This is a genomic window from Bradyrhizobium sp. SZCCHNS30572, assembly GCF_032484415.1.
Lineage (GTDB): Bacteria > Pseudomonadota > Alphaproteobacteria > Rhizobiales > Xanthobacteraceae > Bradyrhizobium.
In genome coordinates, this window is record NZ_JAUESY010000005.1 from 143616 (window position 1) to 161302 (window position 17687).

17 protein-coding genes are annotated in these 17687 nt (G+C 66.2%); 8 read left to right on the plus strand and 9 right to left on the minus strand.

What is annotated here, in order from left to right; genetic code table 11:
• Window positions 1–124: 124 nt before the first annotated feature.
• The 8 genes from QX048_RS14915 to QX048_RS14950 all read right to left on the minus strand — a co-directional run bounded on the left by QX048_RS14915 (window position 125) and on the right by QX048_RS14950 (window position 7052).
• Window positions 125–1729 carry a molybdopterin-binding/glycosyltransferase family 2 protein gene (locus QX048_RS14915; protein ID WP_315826271.1) on the minus strand — a complete coding sequence of 535 codons (1605 nt, stop codon included), beginning with the start codon at window positions 1727–1729 and terminating at the stop codon, window positions 125–127.
• Window positions 1726–2427 (minus strand): XdhC family protein, encoded by a 702-nt coding sequence (locus QX048_RS14920; RefSeq protein ID WP_315826272.1) that lies wholly within the window; start codon window positions 2425–2427, stop codon window positions 1726–1728. The genes QX048_RS14915 and QX048_RS14920 overlap by 4 nt, the downstream gene beginning before the upstream one ends.
• A gap of 3 nt (window positions 2428–2430) precedes the next feature.
• A complete protein-coding gene (locus QX048_RS14925) occupies window positions 2431–2754 on the minus strand; it encodes an XdhC family protein (protein ID WP_315826273.1) in 324 nt (107 codons plus the stop codon).
• A gap of 13 nt (window positions 2755–2767) precedes the next feature.
• Window positions 2768–3973 carry a VWA domain-containing protein gene (locus tag QX048_RS14930; RefSeq protein WP_315749367.1) on the minus strand — a complete coding sequence of 402 codons (1206 nt, stop codon included), beginning with the start codon at window positions 3971–3973 and terminating at the stop codon, window positions 2768–2770.
• A 169-nt stretch (window positions 3974–4142) separates the two neighbouring features.
• On the minus strand, window positions 4143–5051 hold the full coding sequence (locus tag QX048_RS14935) for a MoxR family ATPase (protein ID WP_315714763.1): 909 nt from the start codon (window positions 5049–5051) through the stop codon (window positions 4143–4145).
• Window positions 5052–5082: 31 nt separating this feature from the next.
• On the minus strand, window positions 5083–5940 hold the full coding sequence (locus QX048_RS14940) for a xanthine dehydrogenase family protein subunit M (protein ID WP_315714764.1): 858 nt from the start codon (window positions 5938–5940) through the stop codon (window positions 5083–5085).
• Between the two features lie 48 nt (window positions 5941–5988).
• Window positions 5989–6474: a (2Fe-2S)-binding protein gene (locus tag QX048_RS14945; RefSeq protein ID WP_172180444.1), complete on the minus strand. Its 486-nt coding sequence runs from the start codon at window positions 6472–6474 to the stop codon at window positions 5989–5991.
• 131 nt (window positions 6475–6605) lie between these two features.
• Window positions 6606–7052, minus strand: coding sequence for a carbon monoxide dehydrogenase subunit G (locus QX048_RS14950; RefSeq protein WP_315714765.1), 447 nt, complete (start codon window positions 7050–7052; stop codon window positions 6606–6608).
• A gap of 231 nt (window positions 7053–7283) precedes the next feature.
• Here QX048_RS14950 and pcaD point away from each other — a divergent pair, with 231 nt between their 5' ends.
• Complete coding sequence (gene pcaD / locus QX048_RS14955; RefSeq protein WP_316200525.1) at window positions 7284–8066, plus strand: 3-oxoadipate enol-lactonase; 783 nt, start codon at window positions 7284–7286, stop codon at window positions 8064–8066.
• Between the two features lie 22 nt (window positions 8067–8088).
• Here pcaD and QX048_RS14960 read toward each other — a convergent pair whose 3' ends face one another.
• The gene (locus QX048_RS14960) at window positions 8089–8634 is read right to left on the minus strand and encodes a hypothetical protein (protein ID WP_315714767.1); all 546 of its coding nucleotides are present in this window, start codon (window positions 8632–8634) and stop codon (window positions 8089–8091) included.
• 529 nt (window positions 8635–9163) lie between these two features.
• On the opposite strand from QX048_RS14960, the gene QX048_RS14965 reads away from it, so the two are divergent.
• The 7 genes from QX048_RS14965 to QX048_RS14995 all read left to right on the plus strand — a co-directional run bounded on the left by QX048_RS14965 (window position 9164) and on the right by QX048_RS14995 (window position 17577).
• Window positions 9164–10369, plus strand: coding sequence for an HlyD family secretion protein (locus QX048_RS14965; RefSeq protein ID WP_315749362.1), 1206 nt, complete (start codon window positions 9164–9166; stop codon window positions 10367–10369).
• Window positions 10369–12339, plus strand: a complete 1971-nt coding sequence (locus QX048_RS14970; RefSeq protein WP_315826275.1) for a glycosyltransferase — start codon at window positions 10369–10371, stop codon at window positions 12337–12339. The genes QX048_RS14965 and QX048_RS14970 overlap by 1 nt, the downstream gene beginning before the upstream one ends.
• A 73-nt stretch (window positions 12340–12412) precedes the next feature.
• Window positions 12413–13462 carry a hypothetical protein gene (locus tag QX048_RS14975; RefSeq protein WP_315826276.1) on the plus strand — a complete coding sequence of 350 codons (1050 nt, stop codon included), beginning with the start codon at window positions 12413–12415 and terminating at the stop codon, window positions 13460–13462.
• A 297-nt stretch (window positions 13463–13759) separates the two neighbouring features.
• Complete coding sequence (locus QX048_RS14980) at window positions 13760–14677, plus strand: ABC transporter permease subunit (RefSeq protein ID WP_315714772.1); 918 nt, start codon at window positions 13760–13762, stop codon at window positions 14675–14677.
• A gap of 13 nt (window positions 14678–14690) precedes the next feature.
• Entirely contained in the window at window positions 14691–16019 is a 1329-nt protein-coding gene (gene livM / locus QX048_RS14985; protein ID WP_315826277.1) for a high-affinity branched-chain amino acid ABC transporter permease LivM, read from the plus strand.
• Window positions 16016–16849 (plus strand): ABC transporter ATP-binding protein, encoded by an 834-nt coding sequence (locus QX048_RS14990; RefSeq protein WP_315714774.1) that lies wholly within the window; start codon window positions 16016–16018, stop codon window positions 16847–16849. The genes livM and QX048_RS14990 overlap by 4 nt, the downstream gene beginning before the upstream one ends.
• Window positions 16846–17577: an ABC transporter ATP-binding protein gene (locus tag QX048_RS14995; protein WP_315749359.1), complete on the plus strand. Its 732-nt coding sequence runs from the start codon at window positions 16846–16848 to the stop codon at window positions 17575–17577. Before QX048_RS14990 ends, QX048_RS14995 begins: the two co-directional genes overlap by 4 nt.
• Window positions 17578–17687: the final 110 nt, after the last annotated feature.

Consider the following 17687-nt stretch of genomic DNA (forward strand, 5'->3'; position numbering starts at 1 on the left):
CTTGGTGAATGAGAGGTTGAGTCGGAGGGAAGTCGTAGCCCGCATGAGCGTAGTCGACATGCGGGCTCTCGCGAACGGCGTCGGTGAACCCGCATGTCGCTTACGCTCACGCGGGCTACGGGCTTCAACCGCGCCGCGCGGCTTCCAGCGCCTGCGGCGTGTCGATGTCGAGAAACGCACTGTCACCATCGACCGGCACCTCGGCGACGGCCTCGGTGTGCTTGGCGATCAGGTGCCGCGCGCCGACGTCGCCGTCCAGCGTCATCAGCTCGGCGAAGAAGCGGCGCGACCACAGCACGGGGTTGCCGCGGCGTCCCTCGGACACAGGCACCACGATCAAATTGCCGCGATCCGGCGCGAACGCGCCGATCAGGCGGTCGAGCAGATCCGAGGACACCATCGGCATGTCACCCAGGCACACGACTGCGCCATCGACGCCCTCAGGCACCGCGGCAATGCCCGATTTCACCGAGCTGGCGAGGCCGCCGGCGAAATCCGGGTTGCGGACGAAGCGGACGTTGAGGTCGGACAGCGCCTGTTCGACCAGCTCGGCCTGATGACCGGTGACGACGATGACCTCACCGGCCTTGGAGGCCAGCGCCTGCTCGGTCACGATGCGCACCAGCTTCTTGCCGTCGAGCTCGGCCAGCAGCTTGTTCGGCCCCCCCATGCGGGTCGAGCGTCCCGCAGCGAGCACGACGGCGGCGACCTTGCGTTCGCCCTCGACCTCCGGCTTGGCGCGCGGCTGCGGCCGCGTCACGATCTCCATGAGGAGGCCGCCCACGCCCATGGCCGTGAGCTCGGCGCGGCTGACCTTTATGCCGGCGAGCAGCCGCATCAGCACCCAGTCAAAACCGTTCTCCGCCGGCGAACGGGCGCAGCCGGGCGCGCCGAGCACCGGCACACCGGCGGCGCTACCGATCAAGAGCAGATTGCCGGGATCGACCGGCATGCCGAAATGCTCGATGGCACCGCCAATGCCGGTGATTGCGGCTGGAATGACGTCGCGGCGGTCGGCGATGGCGGACGCGCCGAACACGATGACGAGCTCGGCGCCCAGCGCCAACAACTCCCTGATCGCAGCAGCCAGCGCGGCCTGCTCATGCGGCACGCGGCGCTCGGCGATGATGGTGGCGCCGGCCGGTGCGAGCCGCTCTGCGGTGACGCGCAGCGTCTTGTCGATGACCTTGGGTGCGAGCCCCGGAAGAAGCGTCGAGACCACGCCGACGCGCTTGATCACATAGGAGGCGATGCTGAGCGCGCCCCTGCCCGCCGCCGCGACGGCGGCATCGCGCAGGCGGCCTTCGACGCCGAACGGGATCAGCTTGACGGTGCCGACCATCTCGCCTTCGACCACCGGCTTGAACGCCGGCAGGGTCGCAAAGGTGATGGCCTCGTCGACGCCGTTGATGCGCTCGACCGCGGCGCGGTCGATCATCAGCACGCCGGCCCGCGCCGCGAACAGATTGGCGCGCCCGGTGAAGGCGCGATCGACGTGAATGCCCGCGCCGGCGACGACCTTGGCGACGTCGGCGGCCGCCTCGTCCTCGGAGACGTCGCCGGCCTCGAGCCGGACGACGACGATCTCCTTGACGCCTTCCCGGACCAGCGCCTCGACCTCCGCGGGACCGATCAGCGTGCCCTTCTTCAGCACCAATGATCCTTTGCGCAGGGTGTGCACCGTCACCCCGCCGATCGCCTCGGCTGGACTGGCAGGACCGAACTTCATGCCGCCTGCTCTTTCTCCTTGGCCGGCAGCCGCAACGTGGCGGTGATCTCGGCCATGATCGAGACCGCGATCTCCGACGGCGACACCGCGCCGATGGCGAGCCCGATCGGCGCATGGATGCGGGCAATGTCGGCATCGCTGGCGCCCTGCGCGCGCAGCCGATCACCGCGCTTGGCGTGCGTCTTCCGCGAGCCGAGCGCGCCGATATAGAAGCAGTCGCGCGAGAAGGCGTGCAGCAGCGCCGGATCGTCGATCTTCGGATCATGCGTCAGCGCGACAAAGGCGGTGTAGTGATCGACGTTGAGCGGGGGCAGCGCCACGTCGGGCCATTCGGCGATCAGCGGCACGTCAGGGAAGCGCTCGGGGCTGGCGAAAGCCGTGCGCGGATCGACGACGGTGACGTCATAGCCCAGCGACTTGGCGATCGGCGCCAACGCCTGGCTGATATGGACGGCGCCGACGATCACGAGCTTGGCCGTCGGCGCGTAGACGTTCAGGAACAGCCGCTTGCCGTCCACCTCGACCATGCCGCTCTTGCCCATACGCAGATGGGTCGACAGCTCGTTGCGCAGCGGATCGGTGGCGATGGCGGCGGCCCTGACCAGGCGCTGCGCCCCGGAGCCGACGTCGGTGACGAGAATCGCCGGGCGACGCGCGGCACGCTCGGCGTTCAGTTCGGCCAGCGTTGCAGGCTGCATGGATCAACCCACCTTCTCGACGAACACGCGGATGGTGCCGCCGCAGGACAGCCCGACATTCCAGGCCGTCTCGTCGGCGACGCCGAACTCCAGCATCTTGGGCTGGCCGCTGGTGATCACGTCGAGCGCCTCGGTAACGACAGCGCCCTCCACGCAGCCGCCGGACACGGACCCTAAGAACGTGCCCTCGTCGTTGATCACGAGGTTGGACCCGACCGGGCGCGGCGCCGAGCCCCAGGTCTCGACCACGGTGGCGAGCGCCACGCCGTGACCGGATTTGTGCCAGTCCTCGGCGGCCCTGAGGATGTCTTCGTCGCGGTTGAGCATGTTCATCTCCCTCTCAGGCGGCGGGCCGGATCGCGCTGCGCTGGTGGGGCGGCAGCGGCGACGACAGCGCCGAGATCAGCGTCTCGATCGAAGTCAAGTTATGTACCGGGCGGAATTCGTCAACGTGGGGCAGCATGGTTTTGATGCCCTGCGCCTTCGCCTCGAAGCCGGAATAGCGCAGCAGCGGATTGAGCCAGATCAGCCGCCGGCAGGAGCGGTGCAGCCGGTCCATCTCGAAGGCAAGCTTGCTGTCGGCCTCGCGCTCCAGCCCGTCGGAGATCAACAGCACGATCGCGCCCTGCCCGAGCACGCGGCGCGCCCACTGCTTGTTGAAGGTCTGCAGCGAGGTGGCGATCCGGGTCCCGCCGGCCCAGTCCTCGACATTGGCCGAGCAGCTCGCCAGCGCCTCGTCGGGATCGCGCTGGCGCAGCGCCCGGGTCACGTTGGTCAGCCTCGTGCCGAACAGGAACACCGAGACGCGCTTGCGCGCGTCGGTGATGGCGTGGAGGAAATGCAGGAACAGGCGGGTGTACTCGCTCATCGAGCCGGAGATGTCGAGCAAGGCCACGATCGGCGCCGGCTTCTCGATTCTCCCCAAGCGATGAAAGTTGATGATCTCGCCTTCGGTGCGCAGCGCCTGACGCAGCGTCTTGCGCATGTCGATGCGACGGCCGCGCGGATCGGCGGTGTGGCGGCGGGTCTTCAGCTCGGCCTGCGGGAGCCGCATCTTGGCGATGGCGCGCGCAACCTCGGCGATCTCCGCCGCGCTCATCTGCGCAAAGTCCTTCTTCTGCAGCACCTCGCGGTCGGACACCGCGAGCCGCAGGTCCTGCTCCTGCGCCTTCGGCTCCTCATGGGTCTGCGGCTGCGACATCGCCTCCTGGACCCGGCGCGAGGCCGGCGGCGGCTTCTTCTTGGCGTGATCCGGCAGCGGCACCGAATCGAGCATCGACTTCCACTCCTCGGCCGGGCGGAAGAACAGGTCGAAGGCCTGAGAGAAGATCAGCGCATGCTCGTGGCGCTTGACGAAGATCGATTCGAGCGTGGTGAAGACGTCCGCACGCTTGCCGATGTCGATGACCTCGAGCGCGGTCATCGCGTCGATCACGGCACCCGGACCGACCGGCAGGCCGGCGGCACGCAGCGCCCGCGCAAAGCCCGCGATGTTGTCGGCGATGCCGCCGGTTGGCGGCGCGAGGTGATTGATGCTTGTGGGCACGTTCTGATCCCTCGTCCGCTTCGCACACGCCTCAAATTGAGCTCGTCATTCCGGGGCGCCCGGAGGGTGAGCCCGGAATCCATACTGACGATCGCGGTTATGGATTCCGGGCCTGCGTGCTGCGCACGCATCCCGGAATGACGACCTTTATTGTGGGCACCGGCGTGAACTACGTCTCGTTGGTCGCGTCCTTGATCGCCTTCTGCAACGCATCGCCCTGCATGCGGGCGATGTCGTCCTGATATTTCAACAGCGCGCCCAGCGTGTCGCCGACGACCTCGGCGTTCAGCGAGCGCGCATCGAGCTCCGTCAGCGCCGTGGCCCAGTCGAGCGTCTCGGCGACCCCCGGCGACTTGTAGAAGTCCTGGTCGCGCAGCGCCTGGACGAAGCGCACGATCTGCTGCGACAGCCGCTGCGAGATGCCGGGCAGCCGGGTTTTGACGATGGCAAGCTCGCGCTCGGCGGAGGGATAATCGACCCAGTGATACAGGCAGCGCCGCTTCAGCGCGTCATGGATCTCACGGGTCCGGTTCGAGGTGATGATGACGATCGGCGGATGCGGCGCCTTGACGGTACCGAACTCCGGGATCGTGACCTGGAAGTCGGAGAGGATCTCGAGCAGATAGGCCTCGAACGCCTCGTCCGCGCGGTCGAGCTCGTCAATGAGCAGAACCGGCGCGCCGGCGACATCCGGCTCCAGCGCCTGCAGCAGCGGGCGCTTGATCAGGTAGCGGTCGGCGAAGATGTCCGACGTCAATTGATCGCGGTCGACCTCGCCGCCCGCTTCCGCCAGCCGGATCGCGATCATCTGCGCCGCTGAATTCCATTCGTAGACGGCGGAGGCGACGTCGAGACCCTCGTAGCACTGCAGCCGGATCAGCTTGCGGCCGAGCGCCGCCGACAGGACCTTGGCGATCTCGGTCTTGCCGACGCCGGCCTCGCCTTCGAGGAACAGCGGCCGGCCCATGCGCAGCGACAGATAGGTCACCGTCGCCAGCGATCGCTCGGCCAGATAGCCGCGCGAGGACAACAATTCGAGCATCGCGTCGACCGATGCTGGCAGGGCCGGAGCACTCATGGGCGAGACCGCTTCCTTCTTCACGCGTCCGTCACGAAGCCGGAGCCTCGGGTTCGGCGGCTCCCTCCGACGCGGTTGAGGCCTTGGCGCCGGCATTGGCCGCATCGACCGCACGGCGCGCCAGCACGCCGATCAGATGGGCACGATATTCGGCGCTGCCGTGGATGTCGCTGTTGAGGCCTTCGGCCGAGACCGGAATGCCCTCCAGCACCTTCGGCGAGAAGCGCTTCTGCAGCGCCTCCTCGAAGGCGGTGACGCGGAACACGCCATTGCCGCCGGCCCCGGTCACCGCAACGCGCACGTCGGACGGACGGCGGGCGACGAACACGCCGACCAGCGCGTAGCGCGAGGCCTGGTTGCGGAACTTGACGTAGGCCGCCTTCTTGGCCAGCGGGAAGCTCACCTTGGTGATGATCTCGTCCGGCTCCAGCGCGGTCGTGAACAGCCCGAGGAAGAACTCCTCGGCCTTCAGCTTGCGCTTGTTGGTGACGATGGTGGCGCCGAGCGCGAGGCATGCGGCCGGATAGTCCGCGGTCGGATCGTTGTTGGCGATCGAGCCGCCAATGGTGCCGCGATGGCGCACCGCGGGATCGCCGATCAGGCTGGCCAGATGGGCCAGCGCCGGAATCGCCTCGCCGACGGTTGCGGAGTTGGCGACGTCGGCATGACGCGCCATCGCGCCGATCACGAGGTTTCGGCCCTTCACCTCGATCGTATCGAGCCCCTCGACATGGGAGAGATCGACCAGATGCGGCGGGCTCGCGAGCCGCTGCTTCATGACCGGCACCAGCGTGTGGCCGCCGGCGACCAGCTTGGCGTCTTCGTTCTTGGTGAGGAGATTGGCGGCCTGGCGCACGGTCGCCGGCCGATGATATTTGAATTCGTACATAGGGGAATGTCCTGTGCGCAGCGGGCCGACTAAGGCAAGGTCAGACGTTTAGGCGAGGTCCGATTTGGCCATCGCCTTGGCGCCGGCGGCGATCGATTGCACGATGTTCTGATAGCCCGTGCAGCGGCAGAGATTGCCCTCGAGCTCCTCGCGAATGGTCTCGTCGCTGAGCTCATGTCCCTTACGGTGGACGAGGTCGACCGCGGTCATGATCATGCCCGGCGTGCAGAAACCGCATTGCAGGCCATGATGCTCGCGAAACGCCTCCTGCATCGGATGCAGCGGCGCGCCGTCGGCAGCGAGTCCCTCGATCGTCCTGACCTCATGACCATCGGCCATCACGGCCAAGGTCGTGCAGGACTTCACTGCCTTGCCGTCGAGATGGACGACGCAGGCGCCGCATTGCGACGTGTCGCAGCCGACATGGGTGCCGGTGAGGCGCAGATTCTCGCGCAGGAACTGCACCAGCAGCGTCCGCGGGTCGACGTTCGCCGTGACGGGATTACCGTTCACAATCATGGAAATCTTGGCCATTCAGGACTCTCTATTATCCGCGCGACAGCGTTGCACTGCAGCGCAGCCCAGCAAAATCAGTCGAAAACCATCATATGGGCGCTCCCGGCGGCGGGCAACCTCGCCCCCGGCCGCGCATGGGTCGGTTGCGGTCAGCCTTGAACGGCTTTGGCGAAGTTGGCGAAGAATTCGTCGGCGAGCTTCTTTGCGGTGCCGTTGATCAGCCGCTGGCCGAGCTGCGCCAGCTTGCCGCCGATCTGCGCTTCGACATTGTAGGTCAGCAGCGTGCCGCCGTCCTTGTCCGCCAGCGCGACGACCGCGCCACCCTTGGCGAATCCGGCGACACCGCCCTCGCCTTCGCCGGAGATCTTGTAGCCGTTCGGCGGATCGAGATCGCTCAAGGTCACCTTGCCTTTGAAGCGCGCAGAGACCGGTCCGACCTTCATCTTGGCAACGGCGCGGAGGCCGCCATCCTCGGTCCTCTCCAGCTCCTCGCAACCGGGAATGCAGGCCTTGAGCACCTCCGGATCATTCAGCTTGTCCCAGACCTGCTCTCGCGGAGCGGCCAGCTGGACTTCGCCCGTCATCGTCATAGCCATGTGCATCTCCCCCCGATTGGCGCGGTTAGAGGCATTCAAGTAAAGCACCGAACGCCCAAAAGGAAGGGCGAGCAGCGCCCGGAAGCGTTGCAGAAAAGCCGGGCACCGCAGCATTCCGGACCTCGCCGCCGTCGGGTTTTGATTGGCAGACGGCGGCGGCGGTGGTTAGTTCGCCATCAAATCTGCACGATTCCTCCGGCGGCGCGGCCGCCTGCGACAAGGATTCCGCCCATGCCGATGATCGATGCCGACGGCTGTCTGTTGAATGTCACCGTCGAGGGCCGCGACGGCGGGCCGACCCTGATGCTCTCGAACTCGCTCGGCTCGACCCTGCAGATGTGGGAGCCGCAGATGCGCACCTTCACGCAGGTGTTCCGCGTGATCCGCTATGACCGGCGCGGTCATGGCAAATCGCAAGTGCCGCCCGGGCCCTACTCGATCGAGCGATTCGGCCGCGATGCGCTGGCGATTCTCGATGACCTCAACATCGAGAAGGTGCACTGGTGCGGCGTGTCGATGGGCGGCATGGTCGGGCAGTGGTTCGCCGCCCATGCTCCTGAACGCATCGGCAAGCTCGTGCTCGCCAACACCACCTGCTACTACCCCGATCCGGCAATCTGGGACGCCCGCATCAAGGCGGTCGAGGACAGCGGACTCGCTGGAATCGCCGACACGGTCATCGCTGGCTGGCTGACGCAGGAGTTTCGTGATCACAATCCTGATGTCGCCGACCGGATGAAGGCAATGCTCGTGGCCACCCCTGTCGGCGGCTATCTTGCCTGCTGCGCGGCGCTGCGTGCCCTGGACCTGCGTGAGGATCTGCCGGCCATCAAGAGCCCGACCCTCGTCGTGGCCGGCCGCTACGACAAATCGACGCCGATCGCGATGGCGGAAGCAATCCGCAGCCGCATCCCCGGCGCCAGCATGACCATCGTCGATGCCGCGCACATCTCGAATGTCGAAGCGGCGGGCCAGTTCAACGATGCCGTGCTGGGCTTTCTGACCCAGCACTGATGCACCGAGATGGATCGGGGCGTCATGCCTGCTGCGGCGACGGCGTCGCCGTGGGCTCCATCTTCGGTGAAGCGGATGCGGAAGACGGCGAGGCTTGCGTCGTCGGCTTCTCCACCAGCATGACGATGGCCGTGCCGAGCAGCATCAGGAGTTCCGTGGCATGCAGACGCAACGCCTGGGGCTCCCCGACTTTGGCAGCCATGATCATGCTGAAGAAGGCGAGCATGCTGCCGAAGCCGAGCCCGATCGACAGCGCCTCGACATAGCCGGCCACCTTTCGCACCCGCGGAACCAGGATCAGCACCAGGAACATCGCGAAGAAGCCTGCGACCGTCAGTCGCGCCAGCGCAAGCAGCCAGGCGGCGCGAACCGTCTCGATGCCCGACAGCTGCAGGTGGTCGCTGATGAACAAGGCCACCGCGATATTCGGCCGCGCGAACAACCCCTGGATCGGCGACACCATGATCTGAAACGCGATGATGGTCCAGGCGGGCACGAAATAAAGCGCCAGCAGCACACCGTTGACGCAGCTGAGCCGCCAATTCCTGATCACGCAATCCTTGATCATGTCACGCCCACCTTTGCATCCCACCAACTGCCCGTCCGGCCGATTTCCAGACGAGCTAACGCCCGGCAAACGCGCCCGGCAATTTAAACCATTCGTTTACCTTAACAGGGTGGCGACGGGCGCGAGAGCCCCCGTCCAATCGCCGTAGAGACCGGGCTGACGACCTCGCCGATCAGGCCCCGAATTCCCGCGTGATAGCGGCCTTTCCGGCCATCGACGCCTCCTCGAACATCTGCACCGCATCCGACATTGCGTCCGCTTCGGTCCACCAACGGGATGCGGCTCCTCCGCTGAAAGACCGCCGTCGCCGACGCCTGCATCGGTCACGATCGATCCGCCGGCAGTCCGATCACGTCGGCGGCCGCTGATTCAAGTCCATGCGCCTTGCAGCTCCGTGCGCCGCGTCAGCGGCGTTCTTGACTAGCGTCAAAGTAGTCTAAAACATAGATACTACCTTAGGGGCGAACACCGCTGCGTTTCGCACAGCGGGATCGTGATGCGGCAGGCAGCTGCCGAGCGGGAGTACCGCATGAGAGTAGCTCGGATCTTCATCGGCATCCTCCTGCTGGCCGGCGGCCTCTACATCCTGGTCGGCGAGCATTTCGCCGGAACTTCAGGCGACGCGACCGTCAATGCCCGGCTTTACGTCGTGCGCGCGCCGATCGAAGGCCGCGTGACGCTGGGGGTGAGCAATATCGGCGCCAGGGTCAATGCCGGGGAACTCGTGGCCGAGATCGTCGACGACCGGTTCGACACCACGCGCCTGCTCAATCTCGAGCGCGACCGTGACGAGCAGAAGATCGCGCTCAAGCGGGTTCCGGCGCAGCGTTCGGCGCTCGAGCAGGCGCGGGCCGCCTTCGCGGCCCAGTCGGCCAACTACAAGACCGGCCGCGTCCGCCAGATCGCGGCGCGCATCGCCGAGGCCAAGGCGGCGGAGGATGCCGCGGCCGCCCGGCTGAAGCTCGCGGATCTCACCTTCACGCGGGCCAACGAGCTGAAGGAACGCGGGGTCCAGACGGTCGCCGGCCTCGACCAGGCCAGCGCCTCGCTCGATATCGCCAAGCAGGATTTGGAAAGCGCGAAACAGCGCACCAACTATGTCGAGACCGAGCTCGGCTCCGCGCAATCGGGGGTCTTCATCGGCGACTCCTACAACGACGTGCCGTTCTCGATGCAGCGCATTCACGAGCTCGACCTGCGCCTCGCCGAACTTGCCGTGGACGAGCAGCAGATCCAATCCCGCCTGGTCCAATACGAGCAGCAGATCAACGCCGAACGCGTCCGGATCAACCGGCTGACCTCGGCGACGCTGAGGGCCCGCGTCCTGGGCATGGCCTGGGATTTCCTCGTCGACGATGGCGAATATGCCCGTCGCGGTCAGGATCTCGTCAAGCTGGTGGACTGCAACAGTCTCGTGGTGACCGCGAGCGTTCCCGAAAGTCTCTACGCCCGCCTGTCGATCGGCGCCCCGGTGCAGTTCCGTCTGTTCGGAGACGACCGGATATTCGATGGGACGGTGACACGTCTCGGCGGCTCGGGCGCCTCGCAACTCTACGCCAATCTCGCCGTCGGCCCGACGCCGCAGCACTTGCAGCGGTTCGACGTCACCGTTGCGGTGCCAGATCTCGCCAAGCAGCCGGATCTGTCCTGCGCCATCGGGCGCACCGGCCGGGTGATCTTCACCAGCGGACCGATCGCGGCATTGCGCGGCTTCGTCGCCCGGTACGGCTACTGATGCCGACGCTGTCACCATTCCTGTCCGCGTTCGCAGTCGTTGCGATCATCGTAGGGCTGCGCGTCCTGGCATTGCCCCTCCTGGACCCGAAGATATGGTACTGGCGGACCCTGCTCCTCAGCGGCTCGATCCTGCTGGCCTGGCGCTATGTCGCCTGGCGCTTCACCGAGACCCTTGCTCCGCCCGGCCTCACGCCGGATGGGATCCTCAGCTGGGGCTTCGCCATTCTCGAAGCGCTCACCGTTGTTTCGTCGTCCTTCGCCTTCCTGATCCTGACCAGGACCAAGGAGCGGACGACGGAGGCTGATCGCCATGCCGGCTGGTGGCTTCCGAGGCCGCCGCCTCGGGTCGACATCTTCATCACCACCTACAACGAGCAGCTCGAGGTCCTGGAGCGAACCATCGTCGGCGCCAAGGCGATCACCTATGCGGCATTGCGCGTCTTCGTCCTCGACGACGGCAGCCGAGCCTGGCTCCGGGACTACTGCACCGAGCACGGCATCGGCTATGTCGCCCGCACCGACAAGTCGCACGCCAAGGCCGGCAACATCAACAATGCCTTGCGGCTGCGCGCGGCGGATGCGGACCGGCCGGATTTCGTCGCCGTTCTCGACGCCGACTTCGTGCCTCATCTCGACTTCGTCGAGCGGACGCTCGCGTTGTTCCACGATCCGGCTGTCGGCCTCGTACAGACGCCCCAGCACTTTTTCAACCCGGACCCGATCCAGCACAATCTCGGCATCGGCGCGTCCTATCCCGACGAGCAGCGCCACTTCTTCGACAACGTCGAGCCGGCGCGCGACGCCTGGGGCATCGCAATGTGCTGCGGCACCTCCTCGATATTCCGCGTCTCCGCCGTGGAGATGATCGGCGGCGTGCCGACCGAGAGCGTCACCGAGGATTTCCTGCTCACACTGCGCCTGTCCGCGCACGGCTACCAGACCGTGTACCTGAACGAGGCGTTGTCGGAGGGATTGGCGCCGGAAGGCCTTGCGGAATACGTCACGCAGCGCGGCCGCTGGTGCCTCGGCCTCATGCAGATCGTGCGCAACGTCTACAATCCATTCGGCTCCCATGGTCTCGGTTTCTTCCACCGGCTCAGCGTCCTCGACTCGCTGCTCTACTGGACGTCGACCTATCCGTTCCGCCTCGCCGCGCTGATCTGTCCACTGCTCTACTGGTGGGGCGGGGTGACGGTGGTGAACGCCTCGATCGCCGACATCATCCGGTATTACGGCCCCTATTATCTCTCGATCATGTACACGCTGAACTGGCTGTCCAAGGGACTGTTCATTCCGATCGTCAACGATGTCTCGCAGATCGTCGCCGCCTGGCCCGTGCTCCGCGCCGCCGCTCTCGGCCTGCTCTCCCCCGGTCCGCACAAATTCTCGGTGACCGCCAAGGGCGGCGATCGCGCCAAGATCATCGTCCAGTGGCCGCTGATGCGGCCCTTCCTGATCCTGATGGCGCTGACGATCGGTGGCCTGATCGTGTCGCTGACGTCCGATTTCGTCTTCAATACCACGGGGACCGCGGGAGACGGCGTCATCGTCGTGATGTTCTGGACGATCTACAACATTCTGGTGCTGTCGGTGGCGATCGCCGTGTGCATCGACCGTCCACGCTACAACCGGCCGCAACGCCAGATCGTCGAGCCGATAACCCTGACGGTCGACGGCGAGCCGCAACGCGGCTGGATCGTCAATCTCGGCCCCGGCGGCGCACGCGTCAGCGGTCCGGTCGGCCTTGCGACCGGCGCCATCGGCACGCTCACCCTGCCCCTGATCGGCGATATCCCAACCAAGGTCGCGGCTCCGACGAACGACGGCTACCGGCTCATATTTGCGGTGACGCCGCAGCAGCGCGCCCAGATCATCGAGCGGCTGCACACCGCGAGCGGAGTGCCCGGCGCCGACAGCGGCGATCTCGGCCGCATGCTGAAAGAAATCGCGCGAGCCGTGGCCGATTGAGGAGTGGACGATGACGAGGCGACGGTGGAGCTTACAGACAGCGGTTTTCCTCGGCGGCACGACACTGATCGTCGTGACGGCGCTGGCCGTTGCCATCCTCTATTCGGCGTCGCTGCAGCGGCGCGGCGAGGAGCTCGCGATCGAGCAGCTGAGGACGCGCGGTGAGCTCAGCGCAAACCTGTTGGCGCGACAGCTGTACGGCACGTGGAGCGACGTGTCGCGGCTCGCCGCGATCATCGACCCCGCCGACGTCGCCGAGGCGCGCCGGCAGATCCAGTTCGTGAGCCAGTTCCAGCCGCGCTATGCCTGGCTCGGCATCGCCGACCCCGGCGGCAAGGTCATCGCGAGCAAGGACCGGATGCTGGAAGGACAAAGCGTCGCCGACCTGCGCTGGTTCCGGCATGGACTCGGGGTGCCGACGGCGGTCGATGATCGCGAATCAGAGGCCCTGGGCCGGATGTTGCAGGCCGCTTCGGGACCGGACCGCTTGATCGCCATGTCGGCTCCGCTCGTGCACGACGGCGCCCCCGCCGGCGTCATCGGGGCCCAGATCGATTGGAAATGGGTGATCGAATCCGTCGCGGCGCTGGCGTCGCGCGACATCGATCTGGTGTTGCTGTCGCGCGAGAGCATCGTGCTGTTCGGCCCGCCGGATCTCGTCGGCAAGCCACTGACGATCGGCTCGGCGCAGGCCGCAAGCCGCGGGGCCTCGGTCGCGCTCATCGAGCGATGGCCCGACGGCAAGGATTATTTCACCCTCACGTTCCCCACCGTGAAGTACGCCGATCTGCCGAGCTTCGGCTGGTCCCTTCTGATCCGGCAGGACGCCGTTGCCGCGATGGTGCCGACCCGCCAGCTTGTGCGCTCGTTTTGGTTCAACGTTGCCGGTGGCGTGTTCTCGATCCTGGTGCTGCTCAATTTCGCCGCGAAATGGGTGGTGACGCCGATGCGCCGTCTTGCCCAGGCCGCCGAGACCATGGTGAAAGATCCGTTTTCTGGCATGGTGGCTCGGGAAACCCGGTACGATGAGGCGACGCGGCTGCGCGACGCCTTGGTCAGGCTCCAGTCGAAGCTGATGGCAAAAGTGCCTGGTTCGACGGAAGACAGCGGTAGCGGCATATAGCGGCGCCAGCAACCGGTGCGAGAACCCTCCTTTTCGGCGCTACGTGCTGGGTTCCCAAGCGGTCATTTGATGGCGACGGCCGGCCCCGAGGAAGGCAGGGGAACCGCGCCATCAAAGGAGGCGGGATAAGCCCGCAATTGTGGCACTGCACGCTGTTGCGGCACCCGGTTCCAAACTGTTAGTACTGCCGCACGCGTCGCCTTGGGCGCGGGTGCGTCTCCAGGCATACCGGCACCCGCTCTACAAGGCCCCCGCCGCGTTGCGAACCGGTATCGGCAGTCTCACTCACGGCAGTTCATGGATTATTTCGCGCAACAGCTCATCAACGGCCTCGTCCTTGGCTCGATCTACGGCCTGATCGCCATCGGCTACACCATGGTCTACGGCATCGTCGGCATGATCAATTTCGCCCATGGCGACATCTTCATGATCGGCGGCTTCATCGCGCTGATCTGCTTCCTGGTCCTGGTGTCGCTGGGCCTGACCGCGGTTCCGGTGATCCTGCTGATCGTGCTGCTGGTGTCGATGGCCATCACGGCGCTCTATGGGTGGACCATCGAACGTATCGCCTATCGCCCGCTGCGGCACTCGTTCCGCCTGGCGCCGATGCTGTCCGCCATCGGCATGTCGTTCGTCCTCACCAACTATTCGCAGGTGTCGCAGGGCGCGCGCGTCAAGCCGGTGCCGCCGATCATCACCGGCGGCTACACGCTGCACGAGGGCGCGGGCGGCTTCGTCGTCCAGCTCTCCAACATCCAGATCGTGGTGGTCATCACCACCATCGTTCTGCTCGCGCTGTTCACCTGGCTGGTATCCCGCACGCGGCTCGGCCGCGACATGCGCGCCTGCGAGCAGGATCAGACCATGGCGGCACTGCTCGGCGTCGACGTCGACCGCACCATCTCGATGACCTTCGTGATCGGCGCGGCGCTCGCGGCCGTCGCCGGCATGATGTACCTGCTGTATTACGGCCTGGTCGATTTCTTCATGGGCTTCGTCGCCGGCATCAAGGCGTTCACGGCGGCGGTGCTCGGCGGCATTGGCTCGCTGCCGGGCGCGATGCTCGGAGGCCTCGCGATCGGACTGATCGAGACGTTCTGGTCGGCCTATTTTTCGGTGGAGTACAAGGACGTCGCGGCATTCTCGATCCTGATCGTGGTGCTGATCTTCCTGCCAACCGGCCTGCTCGGCCGGCCCGAAGTCGAAAAAGTCTGAAGATGGAGTCCGCGTGAGCGCGTCCCTTCCCGCCTCGTCGAAAGGCTCCGAACCGGTCGGAGCCGCCTTCATCCTCAAGAAGGCCCTTCTCAGCGCACTGGTCGCTCTCGGTCTGTTCTCCCTGATGGTCGGCGTCCGCACCGAAGCGGGTCAGAGCGGCCAGCTCGTATACTGGACCCGCTTCGGCGACCTCGCCAGCCTGGTTGTGGCGGTGTTCGTCGGCTCGATCGCGGTCGAGCTGCTGCGGCTGTGGTTCGGACCGCGCGGCGGCCTCGGCAGCTTCGTGCCGCCGTCCGTGCGGAGCGGCATGTCGGTAGCCGGCCGCTATCTCGCGCCGGCGCTGCTGATCTTCACCTTGCTGGTACCGGTGATCTTCTACAATCAGCGTTACATTCTCGACCTCGGCATTTTGGTCCTGACCTACGTCATGCTGGGTTGGGGCCTCAACGTCGTGGTCGGTCTCGCCGGCCTGCTCGACCTCGGCTACGTCGCGTTCTACGCCGTCGGCGCCTATTCCTACGGCCTGCTCTCGACCACCTTCGGCCTGTCGTTCTGGGTCTGCCTGCCGCTCGCCGGCATTCTCGCCGCCTTCTGGGGCGTGCTGCTCGGCTTTCCGGTGCTGCGGCTGCGCGGTGACTACCTCGCCATCGTGACCCTGGCCTTTGGCGAGATCATCCGCCTCGTCCTCATCAACTGGCAGGACGTGACCGGCGGTCCCAACGGCGTCTCCGGGATTCCGCGACCGACGTTGTTCGGCATTCCGCTCGCACCGGGCGAAGGCGGCCTTGCATCGATGCTCGGCATCCCGTTCTCGCCGACGCATCGCATCGTTTTTCTGTTCTATCTGATCCTGGCGCTGGCACTCCTGACCAACTGGGTCACCATCCGGCTGCGCCGGCTGCCGATCGGCCGGGCCTGGGAAGCGCTGCGCGAGGACGAGGTCGCCTGCCGCGCGCTCGGCATCAACATCACCACCACCAAGCTGACCGCATTTGCGACCGGCGCGATGTTCGGCGGTTTCGCCGGCGCCTTCTTCGCCACGCGCCAGGGCTTCATCAGCCCGGAATCCTTCACCTTCCAGGAATCGGCGCTGGTGCTCGCCATCGTCGTGCTCGGCGGCATGGGGTCGCAGCTCGGCGTCGCGCTGGCGGCGCTCGCCATGATCGGCGGCTTCGAGCTGTTCAGAAGCCTCGAGAGCTACCGCATGCTGGTGTTCGGTCTCGCCATGGTGCTGGTGATGATCTGGCGGCCGCGCGGCATTGTCGGCCATCGCGCGCCGACCGTATTCCTGGAAAAATCCAAGAGCATCTCTTCGGACCTCGTCAAGGAAGGCCACGGATGAGCTCCGCTCCCATTCTCGCACTCGAAAACCTCACCATGCGCTTCGGCGGCATCGTCGCCGTCAATGCGCTGTCGTTCACCGCGCAACGCACGCAGATCACGGCCCTGATCGGCCCCAACGGCGCCGGCAAGACCACCGTGTTCAACTGCATCACCGGCTTCTACAAGCCGACCTCCGGCGTCATCCGCCTGACCCATGATGACGGCGCGCAGTTCGAGATGCAGAAGCTGAAGGACTTCAACATCTCCAAGCAGGCCAAGGTGGCGCGGACGTTCCAGAACATCCGGCTGTTTCCGGGCATGACGGCGCTCGAGAACCTGATGGTCGCGCAGCACAACGCGCTGATGCGCGCGTCCGGCATGACGGTGCTCGGGCTGCTCGGCGTGCCCTCGTGGCGCGCGGCCGAGCGGAACGCGATCGATGCGGCCGTGTTCTGGCTGAAGCGCGTCGGGCTGATCGACCGCGCCGACGACGCGGCCGGCAATCTCGCCTATGGCGACCAGCGTCGGCTGGAGATCGCGCGCGCGATGTGCACCTCGCCGGCCCTGCTCTGCCTCGACGAACCGGCCGCCGGCCTCAACGCGCGCGAGAGTGCGGCCCTCAGCGAGTTGCTGCTGTCGATCCGGGCCGATCACGCCACGTCGATCCTGCTGATCGAGCACGACATGAGCGTCGTGATGGAAATCTCCGACCGCGTCGTCGTGATGGACTACGGCGTCAAGATCGCCGAGGGCACGCCGCGCGAGATCCGCGACGATCCGAAGGTCATCGCCGCCTATCTCGGCACCGACGAGGAAGAGGCCGCAGCCGTGATGGAGGCCGAGGCGTGAGTGCGTCCCTGCTCGCGATCCGCAATCTGCGCGCGTCCTACGGCAAAATCGAAGCGCTGAAGGGCGTCGATCTCGACATCAAGCCGGGCGAGATCGTCGCGCTGATCGGCGCCAACGGCGCCGGCAAGTCGACGCTGATGATGTCGATCTTCGGCCGCCCGCGCGCAAGCTCCGGCAACATCGTCTACGACGGCAACGACATCACACAGGTGCCGACGCATCAGATCGCGCGGCTGCGCATCGCGCAGTCGCCGGAGGGACGCCGCATCTTTCCGCGCATGAGCGTGGCAGAAAACCTGCAGATGGGCGCCGACGCCGGCGAGACGACCGACGCGGAGCGGGCCAGCACGCTGGAGCGCGTCTTCGCCCTGTTTCCGCGCCTGAAGGAGCGCGTCGACCAGCGCGGCGGCACGCTATCCGGTGGCGAGCAGCAGATGCTGGCGATCGGACGCGCGCTGATGAGCCGGCCGCGCCTGCTGCTTCTGGATGAGCCCTCGCTCGGCTTGGCGCCGCTGATCGCCCGCCAGATTTTCGACGCCATTCGGACACTCAACCGCCAGGACGGTCTGACCGTGCTGATCGTCGAGCAGAACGCCAATCACGCGCTGAAGCTCGCCCATCGCGGCTATGTGCTGGTCAACGGCCTGATTACGCTGTCGGGCACCGGCACCGAGCTGCTGCAGCGACCGGAGATCCGCGCTGCCTATCTGGAGGGCGGCCGCCACTGAGGCGGGCCCTCAAAACGCGGCCAGAATGGCCTTAGTCCTTCGTAGGTGTGGTCAAAAATTGCCGGTGACTTCGCCGGAAAATCAGCCACAATGCGCGCGGTCTGCGGCCC

What these genes read in the sequence shown, in the direction of transcription:
- QX048_RS14915 (WP_315826271.1), bottom strand. Translation starts at nt 1,729, where the DNA reads ATGAAGTTCGGTCCTGCCAGTCCAGCCGAGGCGATCGGCGGGGTGACG.
- QX048_RS14920 (WP_315826272.1), bottom strand. Translation starts at nt 2,427, where the DNA reads ATGCAGCCTGCAACGCTGGCCGAACTGAACGCCGAGCGTGCCGCGCGT.
- QX048_RS14925 (WP_315826273.1), bottom strand. Translation starts at nt 2,754, where the DNA reads ATGCTCAACCGCGACGAAGACATCCTCAGGGCCGCCGAGGACTGGCAC.
- QX048_RS14935 (WP_315714763.1), bottom strand. Translation starts at nt 5,051, where the DNA reads ATGAGTGCTCCGGCCCTGCCAGCATCGGTCGACGCGATGCTCGAATTG.
- QX048_RS14940 (WP_315714764.1), bottom strand. Translation starts at nt 5,940, where the DNA reads ATGTACGAATTCAAATATCATCGGCCGGCGACCGTGCGCCAGGCCGCC.
- QX048_RS14945 (WP_172180444.1), bottom strand. Translation starts at nt 6,474, where the DNA reads ATGGCCAAGATTTCCATGATTGTGAACGGTAATCCCGTCACGGCGAAC.
- QX048_RS14950 (WP_315714765.1), bottom strand. Translation starts at nt 7,052, where the DNA reads ATGGCTATGACGATGACGGGCGAAGTCCAGCTGGCCGCTCCGCGAGAG.
- pcaD (WP_316200525.1), top strand. Translation starts at nt 7,284, where the DNA reads ATGCCGATGATCGATGCCGACGGCTGTCTGTTGAATGTCACCGTCGAG.
- QX048_RS14960 (WP_315714767.1), bottom strand. Translation starts at nt 8,634, where the DNA reads ATGATCAAGGATTGCGTGATCAGGAATTGGCGGCTCAGCTGCGTCAAC.
- QX048_RS14965 (WP_315749362.1), top strand. Translation starts at nt 9,164, where the DNA reads ATGAGAGTAGCTCGGATCTTCATCGGCATCCTCCTGCTGGCCGGCGGC.
- QX048_RS14970 (WP_315826275.1), top strand. Translation starts at nt 10,369, where the DNA reads ATGCCGACGCTGTCACCATTCCTGTCCGCGTTCGCAGTCGTTGCGATC.
- QX048_RS14980 (WP_315714772.1), top strand. Translation starts at nt 13,760, where the DNA reads ATGGATTATTTCGCGCAACAGCTCATCAACGGCCTCGTCCTTGGCTCG.
- QX048_RS14990 (WP_315714774.1), top strand. Translation starts at nt 16,016, where the DNA reads ATGAGCTCCGCTCCCATTCTCGCACTCGAAAACCTCACCATGCGCTTC.